This window comes from Bacillus sp. EA-CB0995, from assembly GCF_055814245.1.
The window spans coordinates 4,423,903-4,447,783 of sequence record NZ_CP169269.1 but is presented as its reverse complement, the minus strand read 5'-3'; the positions used below and the strand labels follow the sequence as shown (position 1 = coordinate 4,447,783).

Here is a 23,881-nt window from a genome sequence, read left to right as displayed (position 1 = left end):
GAGCAGCATTTTAATACAACTAGGGGTGAAGAATAAATGAAAAAGCGTGCATTAGTAAGTGTTTCAAATAAAGCTGGAGTTGTAGAGTTCGTAAAAGGATTACTTGAGCAAGGTATTGAGGTTATTTCAACAGGCGGAACAAAAAAATTACTAGAAGAAAACGGCTTACAAGTCATTGGAATTTCTGAAGTAACAGGTTTTCCAGAAATTATGGACGGACGTGTGAAAACATTACACCCAAACATTCATGGCGGATTGCTTGCAGTACGTGATAATGAAACACATATGTCTCAAATGAATGAGCTTGGCATTCAGCCAATTGACTTTGTTGTTGTAAACTTATATCCATTTAAAGAAACGATTGCAAAGCCAGATGTGACATTTATTGATGCAATTGAAAATATTGATATTGGCGGACCAACAATGATTCGATCTGCTGCGAAAAACCATGAGTTTGTAACAGTTATTGTTGATCCAACAGACTACGATGTTGTATTAGGAGAACTAAAGGGAAGCGGAGAAGTTTCAAAAGAAACAAAACGTAAATTAGCAGCAAAAGTATTCCGTCATACAGCGGCATATGATGCATTAATTTCAAACTATTTAACAGAACAAACAGGAGAAGAAAGCCCTGAAACGCTAACTGTTACGTTTGAGAAAAAACAAGATTTACGTTATGGCGAAAATCCGCATCAAAAAGCAACATTCTATAAAGCGCCATTTGCAGCAGTTTCTTCTGTTGCTTATGCAGAGCAATTACATGGGAAAGAGCTGTCTTACAATAACATTAACGATGCAGATGCAGCTCTTAGTATCGTAAAAGAATTTACAGAGCCAGCAGTTGTAGCGGTAAAACATATGAATCCATGCGGCGTTGGTGTTGGTGCTGATATTCATGAAGCGTACACACGTGCATATGAGGCTGATCCAGTATCAATCTTCGGCGGTATCATTGCAGCAAACCGTGAAATTGATAAAGCTACAGCAGAAAAGCTACATGAAGTTTTCTTAGAAATCATTATCGCACCGTCTTTCTCAAAAGAAGCGTTAGAAGTATTACAAAGTAAGAAAAATTTACGTCTTTTAACAATAGATATTGCAAAAGCAGAAACAGCAAGTAAAAAGCTAACTTCTATCCAAGGTGGTTTACTTGTACAAGAAGAAGATACGTTGTCATTAGATGATGCAACAGTTACAATTCCAACAAAACGTGAGCCAACAGAGCAAGAGTGGAACGATCTGAAATTAGCATGGAAAGTTGTGAAACATGTAAAATCGAATGCGATTGTTCTAGCAAAAGATGAAATGACAATTGGTGTTGGTGCAGGTCAAATGAATCGCGTTGGTGCAGCGAAAATTGCGATGAATCAAGCTGGCGAAAAAGCAAAAGGCAGCGCACTTGCTTCCGATGCATTTTTCCCAATGCCAGATACAGTAGAAGAAGCGGCTAAAGCAGGTATTACAGCAATCATTCAGCCAGGCGGATCTATTCGTGACGAAGATTCAATTAAAAAAGCAGACGAGTACGGCATTGCAATGGTGTTCACTGGAGTACGTCATTTCAAACATTAATTTAGAAACAAAGGAGATGACCAAAAAGTCCACTTTTGGGTCATCTTCTTCTACTTTTCAATATGAGCCAGCTGTTAGATTATTCGCGTGTCGAACATTGTCGAAGGGTCTTTATATTCTGTCGAAGCGCCGATATATTTTAAAGAACGGTCGATATATTGTGAAAAGCGCCGATAAATGCACCACTTCCGTCGATATATCGCTGGACACGTAAGAAGGGACTGAATTTTTGAGTCTGTTCCTTTGTATTTATCCTATTTTAATGAGCAGTAAGCTCTCACTGATGGAAGTTTCACTTTATCTGAATAATGGAGGATGAAATATGAACATTTTAGTAATTGGCCGTGGTGGACGTGAGCATGCGTTAGCATGGAAATTTGCACAATCAGAGCAAGTAGAGACTGTATATGTAGCGCCAGGAAATGAAGGAATGAAAGATGTAGCAACGCCCGTAGCTATCGATGAAAATGATTTTGATGCGCTTATTGCTTTTGCAAAAGAAAATAACATTGGTTTAACGTTTGTTGGCCCGGAAATTCCACTTATGAACGGTATTGTTGATCGCTTTGAAGAGGAAGGGCTTCGCGTTTTTGGTCCGAACAAAGCAGCAGCTGTTATTGAAGGAAGTAAAGCTTTTACGAAAGAGCTTATGAAAAAGTATGATATTCCAACGGCGGCATATGAAACATTTACAGAGTATGAAGCAGCTGTACAATACATTGAAAAAGTTGGCGCACCAATTGTTATTAAAGCAGATGGCCTAGCAGCTGGTAAAGGCGTAACAGTTGCCATGACGTTAGAAGAAGCACTGCAGGCTGTAAAAGAAATGCTGCAAGATGTAAAGTTTGGAGAAGCAAGCAAAAAGGTTGTCATTGAAGAATTTTTAGACGGCCAAGAATTTTCACTTATGGCATTTGTAAACGGAACAACTGTATATCCAATGGTAATTGCACAAGATCATAAACGTGCTTTTGATGGGGATAAAGGACCAAATACAGGCGGAATGGGTGCTTATTCTCCGGTACCACAAATTCCGCAATCAGCAGTAGAACAAGCGATTGAAACTGTTCTACATCCAACAGCTCAAGCAATGATACAAGAAGGACGTTCTTTTACAGGTATTTTATATGCAGGGCTTATTTTAACAAGTGAAGGCCCGAAAGTAATTGAATTCAATGCTCGCTTTGGTGATCCAGAAACAGAAGTAATCTTACCACGGTTAGAAAGCGATTTAGTTGATGTATGTAATCATGTATTAGATGGAACAGAACTTACTTTAGAGTGGTCTGAAGAAGCAGTAATTGGTGTTGTATTAGCTTCTAAAGGATATCCAGAAGCTTACGAAAAAGGTGCTGTAATTCGAGGACTAGAAACATTGGAAGATGTTATCGTATTTCATGCCGGAACGGATGTTAAAGATGGAGAATTTGTAACTAACGGTGGGCGTGTGTTATTTGTTGCTTGCAAAGGAAAAGACTTACAAGAGGCAAAGAATAAGGTGTATGGAGAAATCACGAAAATTGAGAGTGATGGTTTATTTTATCGAAGTGATATAGGGTACCGCGCAATTGCGAAAGTAGATTGCTAGAGGGTTGTTAAAAGGCCCTTTAAATACTAGCTAGCTCTGTTAAATAGTAAAGTTGATAATCGGGTGAGTTTCTTGCCACGCACTTCTTAAGACGACGAAATAAGGATCCAAAGCGAAAGTACATTTTGCTTTGGATCCTTTATTTTATCCAGCTATGCGCGGGCAGTAAGACCCCCACTGATGGATTATATAATCACGAAAATTTACCAAGCGATTGCATTCAATTAATCTGAATATTACTTTTTATTGTTTGTTATTTTTTTATAAAGTAAGATATAGATGTCATTAAATATTTCTAATAAATAGCAGGGGGAATAATTATGAAAAAGATGTTTAAATCATTGACATTTGTCATGATGATAGGATTATTAATGAGTGTATTGGCAGGATGCTCGAATCCCGATGATACTGTACAAGAATTTTTGACAGCGATACAAAAAGGGAATTATGAAAAAGCAAGTACTTTTGTTTATAAAGGTGATAAGGGCTACGATTTTAGCAAACTAAATAAAACGGAAGACGGCATTGAGGGGAAGGTAGTATTCGATGCAATCGTAAAGAACTATAAATTTGAAGAACCAGAACAAGTATCTAAGAAAGATGATAAGGCAAAGGTTAAAGTAAAAATCACTTCTGTTGACATGGCTGTTGCAACTACAAAGACAATCGGAGAGATCATGCCTATGGCTTTTGCAAGTGCGTTTAGTGAAAACAAAGAACAATCTGATAAGGCAATGGAGCAAATGATGACGACAACTCTTGTTAAGAACTTGTCTGATAAAGATGCGACAATGACGACTCGTGTAGTTACGCTGAACTTAAAGAAAGACAAAGATGGTAACTATAAAATTGTTTCTGATGAAAATTTAGAGGAAGCATTGTTTGCAAATTCAAAATCAATGGATAAAATGTTTGGCAATAAATAATTGCGATACATAAAATAAAAAACAATAAAACAGCCTCCTAATTATTGGGAGGCTGTTTTATAGGTGTTGGGATTTTCCACATGCCCATCAACTTAAGAATATCAATTACCCCTAGGTGTAAAAAATGCCACCCTTTCTGCATATTTCTACAAAAAGAATAGCCTTATTTTCGTTATATAGATACAAATTCATCTTAACTTGATGGATATGTATGGTGACCCCTATATTATAATTATATATATGTGATGAAACCGATATCTAAAAAGGAGGGTCTCTAATATGTACAAACTCAAAACAACAGAAACCGACAATAGCGTAATTGAGTTTATTGAAAATGTTGAAAGTCTTAAAAAAAGAGAAAGCGCATATCAATTATTAGATATATTTACTGAAACAACGGGCTATACAGCAAAGATGTGGGGACCGAGCATTATTGGATTTGGAACATACCATTATAAATATGCATCCGGTCATGAAGGAGATGCCCCATTAGTGAGCTTTTCCCCTAGAAAAGCCAAAATTAGTTTATATTTTGCAACTGGTGACCCTGGGCGAGAAGAACTATTAAAAAACTTTGGAAAATACACGTCTGGAAAATCATGTGTATATATTAATAAAGTAGCAGACATTGATATTAATGTTCTAAAAGCGCTAATCAAACAATCTGTAAGTTTTTTGAAAGAGACGTATCCAAATCAGTAATGAAATTTTATGTAGATTTTTAAATAGTTCATATTCATTCTTTAAAAAGCAGAAAAAAATCTAGTTGAATTAATTCTTACTTAAGCTTAGCTTGATGGCGATACTCCTAAAAGGAAAACGAGTCCTACTTGTTAAAAAGTTAGGACTCGTTTTCTTTTTTATCTTACCCTTTTGTTTTGCCATTTCGCGAAGTAAATATTCAATATGAGCATTCACGCTTCGGAATTCGTCGTTTGCCCATTTTTCAATAACTGCGTACAATTGGGGATCGATTCGTAATGGAAAGCTTTTCTTTTTAGCCATGATTACCGACAACCTCTAATATAGACTTCCTGCATTAATGACAGGCTGTGCTCCTTTATCTGAAACAATAGCAACTAGTAAGTTATTGACCATATTTGCTTTTCTTTCGTCATCTAACTCAAGTATACCTTCTTCATCTAGCTTTTGAATCGAGTCTTTCGCCATTTGTACGGCACCTTCGACAATTTCTTTTCTTGCAGCTAATACTGCTTTTGCTTGTTGACGCTGAAGCATTGCGTGTGCAATTTCTGTTGCATAAGCTAAGTGCGTTAAACGAGTTTCGATTACTTCTACTCCTGCAATTTCTAAGCGTGCTTCTAATTCTCGTTTTAACTCTTCGGAGATTTCTTCTGAGTTTCCACGCAGTGTAATGCTGTTTTCATCTTGGAAATTATCATATGCATATTTCGTTGCCACGTGGCGAATTGCTGTTTCGCTTTGAATTTCCACGAAGGCATCATAATGTTCGACACCAAAGATTGCTTTTGCGGAATCAACGACTTTGTATACAACAACAGCTGCGATTTCAATCGGATTCCCCTCTACATCATTGACTTTTAATTTCTTACTATTAAAGTTTTCCACGCGTAGTGAAACGGTTTGGCGAAATGCAAATGGAACTGTTAAAAATAATCCATTTTCACGAATTGTTCCTAAATAGTTACCGAAAAATGTAATCACTTTTGCTTGGTTTGGCTGGACGATGCCAATGCCACTTGCAAGGATTGCTGCTAATAAAAACGAGATAACGGCAATAGCGAATAATTCATTAATAAGGCTGAATACACCGATACCAATTAAAACTAGAATGACAACTATTCCTAAAAAACCATTTACATGAAATACTTGTTTTTCCTTCATATTTTCGCCCCCTTGATATAAAAATGATATCACTTTTATATCAAGATTGACAATAGGATTATATCCTAATTTTTTCAAAAAAATAAAAAAACCACCAATAACGAACATTAGTTCCTGTTCGTGGTAAAATAAAAGAAACTTAGCCGCCCACTGCAGCAGCTAAGTTTCTTTTAGAGCATCTTGCATAGTGACAAATGATTCAAAGCGGTTTGGACATAAGAGCCTTTTCAAGTGCAGACTCAATTTCCTTATCAGAAGCATCATAACTTCCAGAGCTTGTTTTTTCTTCGTCATGAGAAGTATGATGTGCTTCTTGTTTATTAGATTGTCCATTCTTCATAAGATCCATGCCAGGCATTTTTAAATCCGGGATATTCATAAATTTACCGAGTTTACATGCTGCCACAATAGGACAGAAACGAACGATTCCTTCTGCAATTCTCATTGCTCCAACCCAAAGCATAATTTTGGACCAAATACACCATGGTCTTCTTGCAAGTTTTGCTGTATTGCAGCTAAGCAGAACGAGACCAATGGTAATACGAATAAAGGCATTCATTGTGCCGATGTTTTGCTTGAACAAGACATTCACTCCCTCTTCATCAGCTTTAAAATAGATATATCTATTTCAAGAGTTATTGTTCCTTTCATGCTTTCTCTATATACAATCCAACATTTGACGTAGAAAAAGATGTTGTGTGGAATGTGTGTCAGCACATTATTTTTTGTTATAATGAAAGAATGTGTAAAGGCGATTAGATAAAAAGAAAGGGTGTTTTCATGTACGATATTTCACAGTGGAAACATGTATTTAAGCTTGACCCGAATAAGGAGTTAAGCGACGAACATTTAGAGCTTATTTGTGAGTCAGGAACGGACGCTGTTATTGTAGGCGGAAGTGACGGAATTACAATTGATAATGTATTACACATGCTAGTAAGCATTCGTAGATATGCGGTTCCTTGTGTATTAGAAGTTTCAACGATGGATTCTGTTACACCAGGATTCGATTTTTATTACATCCCGAGCGTATTAAATAGCCGAAAGATCGAATGGATAACAGGCCTTCACCATGCGGCATTGAAAGAGTTTGGGGATATTATGAACTGGGATGAAATTTTTATGCAGGGATACTGTGTATTAAATCCAGAAGCGAAAGTGGCAAAGTTAACAGAAGCAAACTGTGAGTTGTCAGAAGACGATGTGATTGCATATGCACGTATGGCTGACAAACTTCTTCATTTACCAATTTTCTATTTAGAATACAGCGGCACATATGGAGATGTGGAACTCGTAAGAAAAGTGAAAGCTGAGCTGCAAAATGCAACATTATATTACGGCGGCGGAATTGCAAGTGCAGACCAAGCGAAGAAAATGGCACAGTATGCGGATACAGTTGTCGTTGGAAATTTAATTTATGAAGATATAAAGAAAGCTTTAGCAACAGTAAAAGCTGTAAAAGGAGAGTAGGTGACCGAATAAATGAGTAAAACAGAAAAATTATTAACAGGATTAAATCCGCAGCAGCAAAAAGCTGTACAAACAACGGCGGGACCGCTGTTACTTATGGCAGGTGCAGGCAGTGGTAAGACGCGTGTGTTAACGCACCGAATTGCTTATTTACTTGGTGAAAAAGGTGTTGCACCGTGGAATGTATTAGCGATTACGTTTACAAATAAAGCTGCACGTGAAATGCGTGAGCGTATTGACAAGCTTGTTGGTCCAGAAGCAGAGGATATTTGGATTTCAACATTCCACTCCATGTGTGTTCGCATTTTACGACGCGATATTGATCGCATCGGCATTAATCGTAACTTTACGATTTTAGATGCAAGCGACCAATTAACAGTTGTGAAAAAAATTATGAAAGAGCGCAATATTGATCCAAAGAAGTTTGAACCTCGTTCTGTTCTTGCGACAATTAGTAATGCGAAAAATGAATTGTTATCTGCAGAAAAATATGCGAAGAAAATCTCAATTGCAGATCCATACGAAAAGATGACAAGCGATGTGTATACAGAGTATCAAAAGCGTCTTCTCAAAAATAATGCGCTTGATTTTGATGATTTAATTATGACGACTATTCAATTATTTGAGCGTATACCAGAAGTACTGGAGTTTTATCAACGTAAATTCCAATATATTCACGTTGATGAGTATCAAGATACGAACCGTGCTCAGTACATTCTCGTTAATAAATTGGCTGCGCGTTTTAAAAACCTTTGCGTGGTCGGTGACTCAGATCAATCGATTTATCGCTGGCGCGGGGCAGATATTGCTAATATCTTGTCGTTTGAAAAAGATTATGAAAATGCACAGGTTATTTTACTGGAGCAAAACTATCGTTCGACGCGAAGTATTTTAAACGCAGCGAATGCTGTTATTGAAAATAATATGAACCGTAAACCGAAGAAGTTATGGACGGATAATCAAGTAGGGAGTAAAATTTCGTATTACCGTGCTGCAACTGAAAAGGATGAGGCTTACTTTGTCGCGAAAAAGATTCGTGATGAAGTGCAAATAGGCAGTCGAAAGTACACAGACTTTGCGGTACTTTATCGTACAAATGCTCAGTCTCGTATGGTCGAGGAGATTTTTCTGAAGTCCAATATTCCATATAAAATTGTCGGGGGCATTAAGTTCTACGATCGTAAAGAAATTAAAGATATATTGGCATACTTACGTTTAATTGCGAATCCTGATGATGAAATTAGTTTCGCTCGTATTATTAATGTACCAAAACGCGGTGTTGGAGCAACATCAATTGATAAAATTATTAATTATGGCGTGCAAAATGGTCTTTCGCTGACGGCTGTGTTAGATGAAATTGAACACGTTGGACTAAGTGCAAAAATTACGAAGACAGTAGCAGAATTTGCAAAGCAGCTTCATAATTGGGTGAACATGCAAGAGTATTTATCAGTAACAGAGCTTGTTGAGGAAGTGTTAGAGAAAACAGGTTATCGTGATGCACTGAAGAATGAACGTACATTAGAATCAGAAGGACGCTTAGAAAACTTAGAAGAATTCTTATCTGTTACACAAACGTTTGAATCTCAAAGCGAAGATAAGAGCCTTGTTGCTTTCTTAACTGATTTAGCGCTTGTTGCTGATATTGACCGTGTAGATGAAGATCCAACGGCTGGTGAAGAAGTGATTTTAATGACAATGCACTCTGCAAAAGGATTAGAATTCCCTGTCGTCTTCATTTTAGGGCTAGAGGAAGGAATTTTCCCGCATACGCGCTCTTTAATGGAAGAAGATGAAATGCAAGAAGAGCGCCGTTTAGCATACGTTGGTATTACACGTGCAGAAGAAGAACTGTACGTAACGAATGCTCAAATGCGAACGATATTTGGTAGAACAAGTATGAATAAAGAGTCACGTTTCATTTCTGAGATTCCTGAGGATCTCATTGAAACGCTTCATGAAGTGAAACCAAAGCGTGAAAGTTTTAGTACAAAGTCAAAACCTACGACTACAACGACAACTCGTTCACGCTCAGCCTTTGTTCGTCCTGCCGCGAAAACAACAGGCGGTGAGCAAATTGGCTGGTCAGTTGGCGATAAAGCATCACATCAAAAATGGGGCATTGGTACGGTTGTGAGTGTAAAAGGGGACGGAGATGCAAAAGAATTAGACATTGCGTTTCCAAGTCCAATTGGTATTAAACGATTATTGGCTAAATTTGCACCAGTTACGAAAGTGTAAGAAAGGAATGAGGTTATGCCGAAAGAAGCAGCACAAAAGCGCATTGAAGAGCTGCGTGACATTTTAAATAAGTTTAATTATGAATATCATGTGCTAGATAATCCATCTGTATCTGATGCCGAGTATGATCGTCATATGCAAGAGCTTATAAAATTAGAAACAGAGCATCCAGAATTATTTACAGAAGATTCTCCGTCTGTTCGCGTTGGCGGAGAGGTTCTTGATATTTTTGAGAAAGTAACGCATAAATCACCGATGTTAAGTTTAGGAAATGCCTTTAATGAAGGAGATTTACGTGATTTTGATCGCAAGGTACGTCAAGGAATTGACGGACAAAATGTAAGATATGTGTGTGAATTAAAAATTGACGGACTTGCCGTTTCCCTTCATTATGAAAAAGGGCGCTTCATTCAAGGGGCAACTCGTGGTGATGGTATAACGGGTGAGGATATTACACAAAATTTAAAAACAATTAAAGCAATTCCTCTGCGTTTAACAGAAGAAGTGACGCTAGAAGCGCGCGGTGAAGCGTACATGCCAAAACGTTCATTTGTTAAGTTAAATGAAGAAAAAGAACAGAACGGAGAAGCTGTCTTTGCGAATCCACGTAATGCAGCAGCGGGTTCATTGCGTCAGCTTGATCCAAAAATTGCAGCAAAGCGTAATTTATCTTTATTTGTATATGGACTTACTGATTTAGAAGGAAAGACAATTACATCGCATAGTGAATCGTTAAACCTTTTAGGGGAGCTGGGTTTTAAAACAAACCCTAATCGCCAAGTTTGCGAAACAATCGATGAGGTCATTCATTATGTACAAGATTGGCAAGAAAAACGTCCACATCTTGATTATGAAATTGATGGTATCGTTATTAAAGTAGACGATGTGTCACTTCAAGAAAGCTTAGGAACAACAGCAAAAAGTCCGAGATGGGCAATTGCATATAAATTCCCAGCGGAAGAAGTTGTTACGAAGCTGACGGGCATTGAGCTAAGTGTTGGACGAACAGGTGTGGTAACCCCAACTGCTGAATTAGAACCAGTACGCGTGGCAGGAACGATTGTTCGTAGGGCTTCTTTACACAACGAAGATTTAATTCGTGAAAAAGATATTCGCATTGGCGACTATGTTGTTGTAAAGAAAGCTGGAGACATTATTCCTGAAGTTGTAAATGTGATTGTAGACCGCCGTACAGGTGAAGAAGAAGAGTTTCATATGCCAACGCATTGTCCGGCATGTGAGAGTGAACTTGTTCGTTTAGAAGAAGAGGTTGCGCTTCGTTGTATTAATCCAGCATGCCCAGCACAAATTCGGGAAGGATTAATTCACTTCGTATCACGTAATGCGATGAATATCGATGGGTTAGGTGAACGTGTAATTACCCAGTTATTTGACGCAAATTATATTCGTACGTTTGCAGATTTGTATACATTAACGAAAGAACAGCTATTACAACTAGAACGTTTTGGAGAAAAATCTGCTTCAAATCTAGTACAAGCAATTGAAACGTCAAAAGACAATTCATTAGAGCGATTACTGTTCGGCCTTGGTATTCGCCACGTTGGAGCCAAAGCTGCTCGCACATTAGCGGAACATTATGAAATGATGGATCACATAGCGAAGGCGACAGAAGAAGAGCTGACGACCATTAATGAGATTGGTGAAAAAATGGCGCAATCTATCGTTACGTATTTTGATAATGAAGATGTACAAGAGTTATTACAACAATTTAAGTCATATGGCGTAAATATGACTTATAAAGGGATAAAACGAACAGATTTAGAAAACATTGAATCTTATTTTGCAGGGAAAATAGTTGTTTTAACTGGTAAACTAGAAGTGATGGGACGCAGTGAAGCGAAAAAGAAAATTGAAGAACTTGGCGGGAAAGTCACAGGTAGTGTGAGCAAAAGTACAGATTTAGTCATTGCAGGAGAAGCTGCTGGCTCTAAGCTAGCACAAGCACAAAAACATAACGTTGAGATTTGGGATGAAGCGAGGTTCTTACAAGAGCTCAATAATTAAGAGGTGCAAAGTTACCATGAAAAAAGTTATATTAGCAGTGTTAAGCCTTGGGTTACTTCTCAGTGGATGTAGCGCTGATTTGAAAAAAGAAGATAAAGTTGTAGAAAAATCCGGGGATTCGAAAGATAAAGCGATTCTTCCGAAATACTCTATTTCAGATGATTTTTATAAAACAGCAGTTCCATTTAAATCAGGTTCAGCACATGGGTTAGCTGTACAAGGATTAAATAGCCGTTTAGATGTTGATGAATTTGAAACAGGATTAATGCGCATTGCGAAAGAATCATATGATACGAAAGATTATTTCTATCAGGAAGGAAAGTATTTAGATAAAGATACGATACAAGCGCTATTGGGCAGAAAACGTACACCAGAGCAACAAGCTAATTTAGAAAAAGTATCGAAGAAGAAGCTGCCAAATGGATTGAATCCAGAGTTACCGGCAGGAGAATCGGAAACATTACAAGCAAAAAATGAAAAGAGTCCAATTTATCTAGCGCAAATTTTAGAACAAGATTATTTAAAAACAAAAAGTAACAACGAAGCAGAGTTAAGCGGAGTTGTAATTGGTCTTGCGATGAATTCTGTTAATTATTATACAGAAGAACATGGTTATCCGCGTGAAAATAAAATCTCTGACGAAGAATTGCTAAAACAGGGTAAGGAAATGGCCCAAGAAATTTTACCGATTTTGAAACAGAAAGATGAATTGAAAAATGTCCCAATTACATTTGCGATTTATCGACAAGAAGCTAAATCTTCACTTGTACCAGGATCATATTTATCATATACAACAGTTGATAAAGGCAGTGACAAAGTAGAAGATTGGAAAGCAATAGATGAAAAATATTATTTGTTCCCTTCGAATGAAGCAGACACGAATTATCGTGACGATGCAACAATTGTAAAGAACTTTAATGCTAAACTAGCGACTTATTTTGACGGAAACTATACTGCGGTTGTTGGCAGAGGGTTCTATAAAGATGGTCAATTAAAAGAAATGAAGCTTGAGATTCCAGTTCAGTTTAATGGAAAAGCGGAAGTCATTGGATTTACACAATTTGTAGCTGGGGCTGTTATGGAGTATTTTCCTAACTATGTTAAAGTGCAAGTAACGATTAAGTCGGTAGAACGCCCAGAAGCAATTATTATTCGTGACGTAAAGCAAGATAAACCGTTTGTCCAAATTTTAGATTAAGAGAAAGTCGTTCCTTATTATAGGAACGGCTTTTTCTATTGCATTATTTGCGAGCATTTAGCCCGTTATTCGCGGGCAGTAAGACCCCCACCTCAAGGGTGAGAGAAGCGAAGCAGATAGGTGGGAGCTAAACTGCCCGTAAAAGCCCGAGTGGTTCAACTAATAATCAGTGGGGAATAAAGACCCCCACTGATTAAAGTTTCACTTTATATTAGAAATTTTGTTATAATTTTTAATGTTGTTAATAAAAAAGGGGATCGAGGGAAAGGACAGATGGAAGATTTAAGCTTGCAAGTCATTATACTACTCATTGCTTTCGGATTTTTAGCGTCATTTATCGACTCTGTGGTTGGAGGAGGCGGTTTAATTTCCCTTCCAGCACTTATGTTTCTTGGGTTGCCGCCGGCTTCGGCTATTGCTACAAATAAATTGGCAGCAACAATGGGATCATTTACGAGTACGCTTTATTTTATTCGTTCTAAAAAAGTAGATTTTCGCATTGTAGGAAAACTAATTCCGTTCACAATTGTTGGGGCAGTTGCAGGGGCATTTGTTGTAAAGTACATCCCACCGGATGTTTTGCGACCTCTTGTGTTAGTTATGCTTGTGTTAATTGCGATTTATATTATTCTAAAAAAGATTGGGGTAGTGTAGCTACCTATAAGAAAATGACGAAAGGAAAAACATTTTTATTTTATTTCGTTATTTTAATGCTTGGATTTTATGACGGTTTTTTGGACCGGGCACAGGTTCATTTTTAATTTTTGCATTTTTATTAATTGGGATGGATTTTATCGGTGCAGCGGCATCTGGTCGAGTGTTAAATTTTGTTAGCAATATTGTATCATTGATTACATTTTTATTTTTAGGTGCAATTCAGTTTAAATATGGTTTAATTATGGGTTTATCAATGATTGCAGGGGCATATTTCGGTTCAAGATTTGCTGTTCGAAAGGGCGTAGGATATATACGAATTTTATTTTTGACAGTAACGATTTTGTTAATTGGGAAAAACTTTTGGGAATACGTTCATATTTTATAACATGATGCATATGCATCATGTTGTTTTTTTATTTATTATATTTAAAAAATTAAATAATTTTTTAAATATAAGTCTAAGAATATTTGAACAAATCGAAATTATCGTGTAGAATAATGTTGTATTATGTAAACGTTTTTTTCTAAGGGGAGGCTAAAATAATGGTAGTAGCATACAAACATGAGCCATTTACAGATTTTACAGTAGAGGCAAATAAAGTAGCATTTGAAGAAGGTTTAAAGAAAGTAGAATCTTATCTTGGACAAGACTATCCATTAATTATTGGGGGAGAAAAGGTCACTACAGACGATAAAATCGTTTCTGTGAATCCTGCAAATAAAGAAGAGGTCGTTGGCCGCGTTTCAAAGGCAAATCGTGAATTAGCAGAAAAAGCAATGCAAGTAGCGGATGAAACATTCCAAACTTGGAGAAAAACGAAACCAGAAATGCGCGCAGATATTTTATTCCGTGCAGCTGCAATCGTTCGCCGCAGAAAACATGAGTTTTCCGCAATTCTTGTGAAAGAAGCAGGTAAACCATGGAATGAGGCAGATGCTGATACAGCAGAAGCAATCGACTTCATGGAGTATTATGGTCGTCAAATGTTGAAATTAAAAGACGGCATTCCAGTAGAAAGCCGTGCAATTGAATATAACCGTTTCTCTTACATTCCATTAGGAGTAGGTGTTATCATTTCTCCTTGGAACTTCCCATTTGCAATCATGGCAGGTATGACAACAGCTGCATTAGTGTCTGGTAACACTGTATTATTAAAACCAGCTAGTACAACACCTGTAGTAGCAGCGAAGTTTATGGAAGTATTAGAAGAAGCTGGCTTACCAGCAGGCGTAGTAAACTTCATTCCTGGTAGCGGATCTGAAGTTGGAGATTACTTAGTTGATCATCCTCGTACACGCTTCATCAGCTTCACTGGATCACGCGATGTTGGTATTCGTATTTACGAACGCGCAGCAAAAGTAAATCCAGGGCAAATTTGGTTAAAACGTGTTATCGCTGAAATGGGCGGTAAAGATACAATCGTTGTTGATAAAGAAGCAGATCTTGAATTAGCAGCAAAATCTATCGTTGCATCTGCATTTGGTTTCTCAGGACAAAAATGTTCTGCATGTTCTCGTGCGGTAATCCATGAAGATGTATACGATCACGTATTAAACCGTGCAATTGAATTAACAAGTGAATTAACAGTAGGAAACCCAGCTGAACAAGGCATAAACATGGGACCAGTTAACGACCAAGCTGCATTCGATAAAGTAATGAGCTATGTTGCTATTGGTAAAGAAGAAGGTAAACTTGTAGCGGGTGGCGAAGGTGATGATTCTAAAGGTTGGTTCATTAAGCCAACAATCATTGCTGACGTTGCTGAAGATGCTCGTCTAATGAAAGAAGAAATCTTCGGACCAGTTGTAGCATTCTGCAAAGCAAAAGACTTTGATCATGCACTTGCAATTGCGAACAATACAGAATACGGTTTAACAGGAGCAGTTGTTTCTAATAACCGTGAACATATTGAAAAAGCACGTGAAGACTTCCATGTTGGTAACTTATACTTCAACCGTGGATGTACTGGTGCAATCGTAGGTTACCAACCATTCGGTGGCTTTAACATGTCTGGTACAGACTCTAAAGCTGGTGGACCTGACTATATAGCATTACACATGCAAGCAAAAACTACTTCTGAAACTCTATAAGAAGTATAAGAAAGACCTTTTCCTAAGTGGGAAGGTCTTTTTTTGTTTGTGTTATTCTTGACGGTTGCGATGAACAGATATGTTAGCTTAATAGAGTATGATTTAAATAATGGTGATATTAATACGGGATAAAAATAGAGTGATTCTCAGAATCACTCCAAAAGTTCATTGATTTAACCTGCTTTCCACCTCAATTTGTGGATTCATGCTTTTCAACAAAGATACAAATTTTTGTTTATCCTTTGGAGACACAAGTGCCATTCCAAAATCAGATCCATAAATTATTTCAAGCCTATCAATTGAAAGTGCGGGAGATGCTAACGGATTTTTTGTTTGTGTAATTTTTTTTATATCTTTTATTGAAACTCTCTTTTTTATCGGACTATTTTGGATGATTAGTAGTTCGCTATTTACTTTATATCCTGTTGTAAACCAACTCCAAACTAACAAGATTGCAAAAGGTATTGTGAAAAAAGAACTCCGTAGTCTCTTCTTATAAATAGTGGAACAAAACAAGCAATTATACAACCAAAATAAATGGGATATAACCATAAATCTTTTTTTGATGGAAAATACAATGAAATCCCCTCCTGTCTCTAAAGCTGTATATTCTTAATGATCTGAAAGTTCCATTAATTGGTAATAGGCGAATTTCTACAACCATTTTAGTTATAGATGCTTTGTTGTTGCTACACTTAATAATATCTGAAAATTCAAATTTATTCAAATGATGCTCGAGGTATGTTACATCCGACCTCTAAAAAGTATGAATAATTTTATAAATTTACAATTCCTTAACGATTAAAAAACCAAACCTTTACAACTTTTTAATTTTTGCTTTATATTTGTTTATTATTATTTGAAGTGTAAACAAAAGTAAACAAACAATAAAACAAAAAGGGAGACTGACTTTTATATGAATAAAAAATCGATTTGGAAGGTCGTAACAGCAGGTGCTTTAGCAGTTTCTATGTTTGCAGGATGTTCAAGTAAAGAAGAAAAAGAGGCAAAAGCAATTGATTATAATAAGCTCTCGCTTCAAGAAGTTGTAGAAAAGGCGAAAAAAGAGGGAGAGGTCAATTCAGTAGGGATGCCTGATGCATGGGCAAACTGGAAAGGGACTTGGGATGACTTGAATAAAGAGTACGGCCTCAAACATACAGATACAGATATGTCGAGCGCTGAAGAGTTAGCGAAGTTCGAATCGGAAAAGAATGATGCAACGGGAGATATCGGTGATGTTGGTATTGCTTTTGGTCCATTGGCAAAAGAAAAAGGATTAACATTACCGTATAAAACATCCTATTGGAATGATATACCAGAATGGGCGAAAGATAAGGATGGCCATTGGGTAGTGGGTTATACAGGAACGCTCGCATTCATCACAGATAAGAATAAAGTGAAAAATCCACCAAAATCATGGAAGGATCTCGAAAAAGGAGATTACAAGGTAACAATCGGTGATGTACAAAAAGCAAATCAAGCACAATTTGGGGTATTAGCCGCAGCTTACGCAAACGGTGGAGATGAGAAGAATATCCAGCCGGGTGTTGACTTCTTTCAAAAGTTAGCTAAACAAGGACGTTTAGGTACAGCTGATCCGAACTTAGCAGCTTTAGAAAAAGGAGAGGTTGATGTTGCAATCGTCTGGGATTTTAATGCATTAGGATATCGCGATAAAATTGATCCAAATCGTTTTGATGTAGTTATTCCAGAAGAAACGTCCGTTATGTCTGGTTATGCTACGGTTATCAATAAGTATGCAAAACATCCATATTCAGCTATGTTAGCGCGTGAGTATATTTTATCAGATAAAGGACAAACCAATTTAGCAAATGGATATGCTCGTCCAATTCGTGAAAATGTAAAGCTTCCTGCAGACGTAAAGGCAAAGCTTCTGCCAGATACAATGTACAAAAATGTACGACATGTAGCAGATGAAAAAGCTTGGGAAGATGTAACAAAACAATTACCGCAATTATGGCAAGAGCAGGTGTTAATGTATGTCAAATAAACTTGCATTTATTATGATTGATGGTTTGCGTTATGACACTGCGGTGATGCAAATGGGATACTTGCATCACCTTGTTGAAAAGGGAAAAGCAGCAAGGTATAAAGTGAAATCAGAATTGCCATCGATGTCTCGTCCTTTATATGAGGTGTTGTTGACAGGTACTCCAGCTTATGAAAATGGTATTACAACAAATAATGTAGTTCGTTTATCAAATAAGGAAAGTTTGTTTCATTTAACGAAAAAACATGGTTTAACAAATGCAACGGCTTCGTACTACTGGGTAAGTGAGCTATATAATAAAGCGCCGTTTCATCCTGAAACGGATCGTATTCAATTGGACGATTCCCGCCCAATTGAAAAAGGCATTTTCTATTGGGAAGATCATTATCCAGATACACATTTGTTTGCGGATGCCAATTACTTACTGCGAACATATCAACCGGATTTCTTGTATGTTCACTCTATGAATGTAGATGATGACGGACATAAATTTACAGCAGATTCAGCTAGATATCGTAATCGGGTTATTGCTGTAGATGTTATTTTAGCAAATATTTTACCGGCTTGGATAGAAGCTGGATATCAAGTGATTATCACTGCAGATCATGGAATGAATGATGATGGTAATCATGGGGGAACAACAGCGGCTGATCGTGATGTTCCGTTGTTTATCATTAGTGATAAAGTGACAACAGGAATATATGAGGAGGAAATTCCTCAATTACAAATTGCTCCTTTAGTTTGTAATTTACTTGGAATTCAGCCGTCACACCTTATGCAAAATTTAGTTATTCCTGGTGTAAAAAAGGCGTCTTTCATTTAAGAAGACGCCTTTTCTTTTGAGAGAGGAGTTTTAAATTTGAAACGTATTAATGGAATGCTTATAGCAAGTCTTATTCCGTTCTTTTTATTGATTGTGTTATTTTTATTTGTTCCGCTCATTTCTATGATTTATGGAAGCTTTCAACAAACAGGAGGAAATGGTTTCACTGTTTCCAACTATATAGAAGTGTTTAAGAATTTTTATTATCATCAAGCATTTAAAAACAGTATTATGATTTCAATTTTCTCAAGCTTTATTGCAATTTTAATTTCTGTATTTGCTACGTATTCAATTACTCTTTTTCCTAGAAAAATACAAGATCGAATTTTAATTTTTGCGAATTTGACATCTAACTTTGCAGGTGTTCCTTTAGCCTTCGCTTTCATTGTTTTATTAGGGAATAGTGGATTGTTTATGTTATTGTTTCAACAATTGGGGTGGGATACGTTAAGCTCCTTCCACTTATATTCTTGGTCAGGGCTTGTATTAATTTATATTTATTTTCAATTACCGTTAGGAATCATGCTTCTTTACCCAGTCTATGCCGGAATTCAAAAACAATGGAAAGAAGCAGCTGCATTACTTGGGGCATCTTCTTATCAATTTTGGCTACGAATTGGCTTGCCGGTTATATTGCCAAGTATCGCAGGGACATTTAGCATTTTGTTTGCTAATGCAATGGGGGCATATGCTTCAGCTTACGCGCTAACTGGAAGTACGTATAATCTTGTGACAATTCGAGTAGGAGCTTTAGTATCAGGAGATATATTCGCCCGTCCTGAACTAGGTAGTGCATTAGCGGTTCTTTTAGGCTTAGTGCTAGTAGTAGCGATGTTAATTAATGAATGGTTAACTCGTAAAATTCGGAGGGATTTATCTTGAAACGACCGTTTTATCATTACGTTACAATAGGAATCGTTTTTTTGTATTTGTTTATTCCGTTGCTTGCAACAATTCTATATTCTTTTGCGACAGAGTGGAATAGAACGATATTACCAGAAGGGCTGACATTGCAGTGGTACAGCGATTTATTTAGTGATATGCGTTTTATAGAAGCTTTTGGACGATCTTTACTGTTATCGTTAGGGTCTACTGTATTAGCAATTATCATTATGGTGCCTGCAATATTTTCAATTGTTGTATATGCACCTAGATTAGAAAAGTTTGTACAAGCGCTCATTATTATGACGTATGCAATGCCTGGTGTCATTATTGGCGTAGGCTTAATCCGTGCTTATTCAAGTAGTGGAATTTCGATGGTATTAGTAGTTGTTGGAGCTTACTTTGTTATAATTCTTCCTTATATGTATCAAGGAACACGAAATAGTTTACGTACAATACATGCAAAATCATTGATGGAAGCAGCAGAAATGTTGGGAGCCAGTCGTTTTACAGCATTTATGAAAATCATCGTACCTAACATTTTATCTGGGCTTTTAGTATCGTCTCTCTTGTCATTCTCTATGTTGTTTGGCGAATTTGTATTAATTAACTTGCTTGTCGGAGGACGTTTCGAAACGATTCAAACATATTTGTATCAAAATTTAAGCAAAAGTGGGCACATTGCGAGTGCTATTGTAGTTTGCTATTTCTTTTTAATGTGTATTCTTTCGACAATTCTTGTAAAAATGACACGTATAAAAAAGGAGACAGTGTAATATGAGTTATGTCACAATAGAAAATCTTACGAAGTCCTTTAATAATCAAACAGTTCTGCACGATATATCTCTTTCTTTTAAAGAGGGGGAATTTGTAACGTTATTAGGACCAAGCGGTTGCGGAAAAAGTACGTTGCTTCGTACTTTAGCAGGGTTAACAGAAATGGACAACGGTACAATTCAAATTGACGGAAAAGATGTGACAAACGCAAAACCGAAAGACCGCCAAGTGGGAATGGTATTTCAAGCATATGCATTATTTCCAAATATGACTGTAGAAGAAAATGTAGCGTTCGGGTTAAAAATGAAAAAAATGGACAAAGAGACGATTCGCCAAAAAGTATCTCGTATGATTACCCTTGTTGGATTACAAGGAAAAGAACAATCTTATCCAAGGGAATTATCTGGGGGACAACAACAAAGGGTTGCATTAGCTCGTTCTCTTGTAACAGAACCGAAAGTGTTGCTTTTAGACGAACCGTTGAGCGCATTAGATGCGCAAATTCGTAAAAACTTACAGAAGTTGTTGAAATCTATTCAACAGGAATTAAATATGACGACTGTACTAGTTACGCATGATCAAGAAGAGGCAATGGCTGTTAGTGATAAAATTTACATTTTAAATGCAGGGCATATTGCCCAAAGTGGTACACCACATGAAATTTATACTCATCCTACTAATGAATTTGTGGCTAGATTTATGGGGAATTATAATGTATTAACGAGAGATGAACTGAAGTTGTTAATAGGAGATACAGAAGAGTTTACACATGACTTATATGCTATACGCCCGGAAGTGTTTAGCCCTGAATGCCGATCAAATACCTATACGATTTCTGGGAAAATTCATAAGGTTATGATGCTTGGGAATGTTACACGTTATGAATTGTGCTCTAACAATGTAACGATAACAGCTGAGCATCTTCATAGCACTAGAGAGATTTTACAAGAAAATGAACTAAGAAAATTATACATTAGTAAAGAGGATGTGATTTCGCTGATATGAATTTATCGTTGCTCGAGCGTCACCAACATATTTTAGATCAGTTAGAACGAGAAAAAAAGATTATTGTCGCTTCCCTTGCTAAAAGTTTAGGAGTAACACCGGAAACAATTAGAAGAGACTTAGATATTTTAGAAAAAGAGAAAAAACTGAAAAGAGTACATGGCGGTGCTGTTAACTATCATCAAACAAATAATGAACCTCATTTTAGTCAGAAAATGAATGTATTTTACGATTTGAAACAGGAAATCGGAAAAAAGGCTGCACGGTTTATTCAAGATGGAGATACTGTAATGATTGATATAGGAACAACAACCATCCATTTAGCTCATTTCATACAAGATGTACAGCGAGTTACTATCGTTACAAACTCATTAGCGGTAGCCGATATTTTAAATCAACGATTAGAAGAGAAATATTTCGATGGGAAAGTTATTATTCTTGGGGGAGTATTAAACCCTGAGCAAAGATCAATTACCGGTTCTTTAACATGTAAAATTCTACAGGAGTTTCAATTTGATAAAGTATTTCTTTCATGCGGAGGAATTACACAGACAGATGTGAGTGACTATGACTTGGAAGAGGCTATTGTTTCTGCTGCAACGGTAAAGCAAGCGAGCCAAATATTTGTATTGGCTGATTCTTCTAAGGTGGATACAAAATCATTTTATCGTATTTGCCCATTGGCGGCGGTTGATTATATCATTTGTGATCAAGATATGCCGCATGCATGGAGAAAAAATCAGCTAGATACGATGCTACAATGGATTATAGTCAAAGGTGGAGAGCAGTATGAAAGTTGATTATCATTTACATTTAGAAGAAGGGCCTTATTCATTGCACTGGCTTAATCGTACAAATATTGCTTTAAATCATTTTAGTCCAATTGAGGAGAAGTATCATACGCTAGAATGGTTGAATAAAAGTATGGAACGATTGGGACAGCGTCTTCAAAAAGGTGCATATGATGTAACTTGGCTCGATTTATATTTACAAGAGGCAAAGAGAAAAGGGTTAAGCGAAGTTGGAATTGTAGATCATTTATATCGTTTTAAAGAAACTCGTTCGTATTTTGAGCGGTATTTGGACTTGAGTGATACGGAAATCGGCAGAAAGCAACGATTATGGCTAGATCAAGTTATGACACAATCTATGGACGAATTTGTACAAGCTATTACAGAAGCAAAAGCAGTCTGGGAAAAAGAAGGAATAAAGCTGCGCCTTGGAATGGAGGCAGATTATTTTCCTGGTGGAGAGAAAGAACTGAAAGAATTGCTTGGAGTATACGATTGGGATTATGTAATTGGTTCAGTTCATTATATATATGGATGGGGATTTGATAACCCTGATACCCAAGAATATTTTTCTAATTACAATTTAGTAGAATTATATAAGGACTTCTTCCATGTAGTAGAAAAGGCAATTCGAAGTGAGCTATTTGATTTTGTTGCTCATCTTGATAATTTAAAAGTATTTAAATTCCGGCCGGACGAGAATCTTCTCCTTTCCCATTATAAAGAAATTGCGAGAGCGTTAATCGAAACAAATACAGCAACTGAGATTAATGCCGGATTATATTATCGTTATCCTGTGAAAGAAATGTGTCCAAGTCCAACTTTTTTAGATATTTTAGTTCAAGAAGGAGTAGCATTTACCACATCCTCAGATTCTCATTTTCCCGATGATTTAGGGGCATATGTAGAGAAAAATACGGAAATGCTTTTGGGAAAAGGAATAAGGGAAATTGCTACATTTGAACAGCGCAAAAGAATTATGAGACCTTTAGGATAAGAAACATGAAAAAGGTTTTATCTTCGTTTGTACCATGGAAACTTTACTTAGTATCTTTAGTCTAAAACTGTTTTTATTAGGAATTACAATAAAAAGAGTGAATATATATTGAATCTGCTTAGTTTTTAACATTTCTATTAAAAATACGTTATATTCGTAGAAAATATATTGTATTTTGTAGTATTTCTCTGTATAAATTTCATAAATTTCCTGTATAATACAATTTGAAGGAAAATCTATGATTAGACAAGAAGACACCGCTTTCAGTTTGCTCGCTGAAGGCGGTGTTTCTTTTTTATACATCTTGATAGGAATATAGAGTTACTGATGGAAGCGTAAGAGAAATGAAACGATATAAAGAAAATCCCTTTGGTTAAGTCCAAAGGGATTTTTCGCGCTGTAAAAACTCTTCAGTGCTGATTATCTCAGCATACACTTCGTTTAAGGAAGCTAGAATTGTGTTGTGAATATATACAGCTGGAATGGAAACGTTTTTAAAGATTAAGTCTTTCGTTGCACACGCATCATGTATTACTGTGCATGTAAAGCCAAAATCAAAGGCAGCTCGTACTGTAGCATCAATGCACATATGTGTCATCATGCCGCATATAACAACGTGTTCGATTTGTAAATCTTGTAATTCTTGTAATAATGAAGTTTCTCGAAAACTATTTGGATAATGCTTCAATATGACTGTTTCTTGCTGCAAAGGACGAACATTCTTATGAATGTGTACACCTTCTGTATTTGGAAGAAAAAATGTTGCATTTTCGCGAGTGGAAACATGTTGGATATGAAAAATAGGCTGATTTGTTTCACGGAAATATTGAAGTATGCGTTTTGCATATTCACTTGCTTCGCTAGCATTTCGCAGTTCCATCTTTCCGTTTGGAAAATAATCATTTTGGATGTCGACGAGTAAAAGAGCAGTTTTCATTTCAGTTACAGCCTCCAGTTT

19 protein-coding genes and 3 pseudogenes are annotated in these 23,881 nt (G+C 36.6%); 17 read left to right on the top strand and 5 right to left on the bottom strand.

Going from position 1 to position 23,881, the window contains the following annotated elements:
• The first annotated feature begins 36 nt into the window (after positions 1-36).
• The 4 genes from purH (at position 37) to ACEWFJ_RS22740 (ending at position 4,788) form a co-directional block, all read left to right on the top strand.
• Complete coding sequence (purH, locus tag ACEWFJ_RS22755; protein WP_429717334.1) at positions 37-1,572, top strand: bifunctional phosphoribosylaminoimidazolecarboxamide formyltransferase/IMP cyclohydrolase; 1,536 nt, start codon at positions 37-39, stop codon at positions 1,570-1,572.
• A 322-nt stretch (positions 1,573-1,894) separates the two neighbouring features.
• Positions 1,895-3,160, top strand: a complete 1,266-nt coding sequence (gene purD / locus ACEWFJ_RS22750) for a phosphoribosylamine--glycine ligase (RefSeq protein ID WP_473690013.1) — start codon at positions 1,895-1,897, stop codon at positions 3,158-3,160.
• Positions 3,161-3,480: 320 nt separating this feature from the next.
• On the top strand, positions 3,481-4,086 hold the full coding sequence (locus ACEWFJ_RS22745) for a hypothetical protein (RefSeq protein ID WP_473690012.1): 606 nt from the start codon (positions 3,481-3,483) through the stop codon (positions 4,084-4,086).
• Between the two features lie 279 nt (positions 4,087-4,365).
• On the top strand, positions 4,366-4,788 hold the full coding sequence (locus tag ACEWFJ_RS22740) for a DUF1801 domain-containing protein (RefSeq protein WP_473690011.1): 423 nt from the start codon (positions 4,366-4,368) through the stop codon (positions 4,786-4,788).
• A 153-nt stretch (positions 4,789-4,941) separates the two neighbouring features.
• Here ACEWFJ_RS22740 and ACEWFJ_RS22735 read toward each other — a convergent pair.
• The 3 genes and pseudogenes from ACEWFJ_RS22735 to ACEWFJ_RS22725 all read right to left on the bottom strand — a co-directional run.
• Positions 4,942-5,091: pseudogene (locus ACEWFJ_RS22735) on the bottom strand (type II toxin-antitoxin system antitoxin); the annotation flags it as partial.
• Positions 5,092-5,106: 15 nt separating this feature from the next.
• Positions 5,107-5,952 carry an SPFH domain-containing protein gene (locus ACEWFJ_RS22730; RefSeq protein ID WP_429720111.1) on the bottom strand — a complete coding sequence of 282 codons (846 nt, stop codon included), beginning with the start codon at positions 5,950-5,952 and terminating at the stop codon, positions 5,107-5,109.
• 199 nt (positions 5,953-6,151) lie between these two features.
• Positions 6,152-6,535, bottom strand: coding sequence for a YgaP family membrane protein (locus ACEWFJ_RS22725; protein ID WP_429717350.1), 384 nt, complete (start codon positions 6,533-6,535; stop codon positions 6,152-6,154).
• A 197-nt stretch (positions 6,536-6,732) separates the two neighbouring features.
• On the opposite strand from ACEWFJ_RS22725, the gene pcrB reads away from it, so the two are divergent.
• From pcrB to pruA, 6 genes and pseudogenes are all read left to right on the top strand, one after another.
• The gene (gene pcrB, locus ACEWFJ_RS22720) at positions 6,733-7,422 is read left to right on the top strand and encodes a heptaprenylglyceryl phosphate synthase (protein ID WP_440604289.1); all 690 of its coding nucleotides are present in this window, start codon (positions 6,733-6,735) and stop codon (positions 7,420-7,422) included.
• Positions 7,423-7,434: 12 nt separating this feature from the next.
• A complete protein-coding gene (pcrA, locus tag ACEWFJ_RS22715) occupies positions 7,435-9,663 on the top strand; it encodes a DNA helicase PcrA (RefSeq protein ID WP_473690010.1) in 2,229 nt (742 codons plus the stop codon).
• 15 nt (positions 9,664-9,678) lie between these two features.
• On the top strand, positions 9,679-11,688 hold the full coding sequence (gene ligA, locus ACEWFJ_RS22710) for an NAD-dependent DNA ligase LigA (RefSeq protein ID WP_473690009.1): 2,010 nt from the start codon (positions 9,679-9,681) through the stop codon (positions 11,686-11,688).
• A gap of 16 nt (positions 11,689-11,704) precedes the next feature.
• The gene (locus tag ACEWFJ_RS22705) at positions 11,705-12,886 is read left to right on the top strand and encodes a CamS family sex pheromone protein (protein WP_473690008.1); all 1,182 of its coding nucleotides are present in this window, start codon (positions 11,705-11,707) and stop codon (positions 12,884-12,886) included.
• A gap of 273 nt (positions 12,887-13,159) precedes the next feature.
• Positions 13,160-13,928 (top strand): annotated as a pseudogene (locus ACEWFJ_RS22700) (TSUP family transporter).
• Positions 13,929-14,086: 158 nt separating this feature from the next.
• Entirely contained in the window at positions 14,087-15,634 is a 1,548-nt protein-coding gene (pruA, locus tag ACEWFJ_RS22695; RefSeq protein ID WP_473690007.1) for an L-glutamate gamma-semialdehyde dehydrogenase, read from the top strand.
• A gap of 165 nt (positions 15,635-15,799) precedes the next feature.
• Here pruA and ACEWFJ_RS22690 read toward each other — a convergent pair.
• Positions 15,800-16,212: pseudogene (locus tag ACEWFJ_RS22690) on the bottom strand (PH domain-containing protein).
• A 338-nt stretch (positions 16,213-16,550) separates the two neighbouring features.
• On the opposite strand from ACEWFJ_RS22690, the gene ACEWFJ_RS22685 reads away from it, so the two are divergent.
• The 7 genes from ACEWFJ_RS22685 to ACEWFJ_RS22655 are packed head-to-tail and all read left to right on the top strand — an operon-like array spanning position 16,551 to position 22,923.
• Complete coding sequence (locus ACEWFJ_RS22685; RefSeq protein ID WP_473690006.1) at positions 16,551-17,648, top strand: ABC transporter substrate-binding protein; 1,098 nt, start codon at positions 16,551-16,553, stop codon at positions 17,646-17,648.
• Positions 17,638-18,471: an alkaline phosphatase family protein gene (locus ACEWFJ_RS22680; RefSeq protein WP_230574550.1), complete on the top strand. Its 834-nt coding sequence runs from the start codon at positions 17,638-17,640 to the stop codon at positions 18,469-18,471. The genes ACEWFJ_RS22685 and ACEWFJ_RS22680 overlap by 11 nt, the downstream gene beginning before the upstream one ends.
• A 36-nt stretch (positions 18,472-18,507) precedes the next feature.
• Positions 18,508-19,353: an ABC transporter permease gene (locus tag ACEWFJ_RS22675; RefSeq protein WP_473690005.1), complete on the top strand. Its 846-nt coding sequence runs from the start codon at positions 18,508-18,510 to the stop codon at positions 19,351-19,353.
• Entirely contained in the window at positions 19,350-20,129 is a 780-nt protein-coding gene (locus ACEWFJ_RS22670) for an ABC transporter permease (protein WP_473690004.1), read from the top strand. The genes ACEWFJ_RS22675 and ACEWFJ_RS22670 overlap by 4 nt, the downstream gene beginning before the upstream one ends.
• A gap of 1 nt (position 20,130) precedes the next feature.
• The gene (locus tag ACEWFJ_RS22665; RefSeq protein ID WP_473690003.1) at positions 20,131-21,135 is read left to right on the top strand and encodes an ABC transporter ATP-binding protein; all 1,005 of its coding nucleotides are present in this window, start codon (positions 20,131-20,133) and stop codon (positions 21,133-21,135) included.
• Positions 21,132-21,935, top strand: a complete 804-nt coding sequence (locus ACEWFJ_RS22660) for a DeoR/GlpR family DNA-binding transcription regulator (RefSeq protein ID WP_473690002.1) — start codon at positions 21,132-21,134, stop codon at positions 21,933-21,935. Before ACEWFJ_RS22665 ends, ACEWFJ_RS22660 begins: the two co-directional genes overlap by 4 nt.
• Positions 21,925-22,923 (top strand): histidinol phosphate phosphatase domain-containing protein, encoded by a 999-nt coding sequence (locus ACEWFJ_RS22655; protein WP_473690001.1) that lies wholly within the window; start codon positions 21,925-21,927, stop codon positions 22,921-22,923. The genes ACEWFJ_RS22660 and ACEWFJ_RS22655 overlap by 11 nt, the downstream gene beginning before the upstream one ends.
• 373 nt (positions 22,924-23,296) lie before the next feature.
• On the opposite strand, the gene ACEWFJ_RS22650 is transcribed toward ACEWFJ_RS22655, so the two are convergent.
• Entirely contained in the window at positions 23,297-23,860 is a 564-nt protein-coding gene (locus ACEWFJ_RS22650) for a cysteine hydrolase family protein (RefSeq protein WP_429718917.1), read from the bottom strand.
• Between the last annotated feature and the right edge of the window lie 21 nt (positions 23,861-23,881).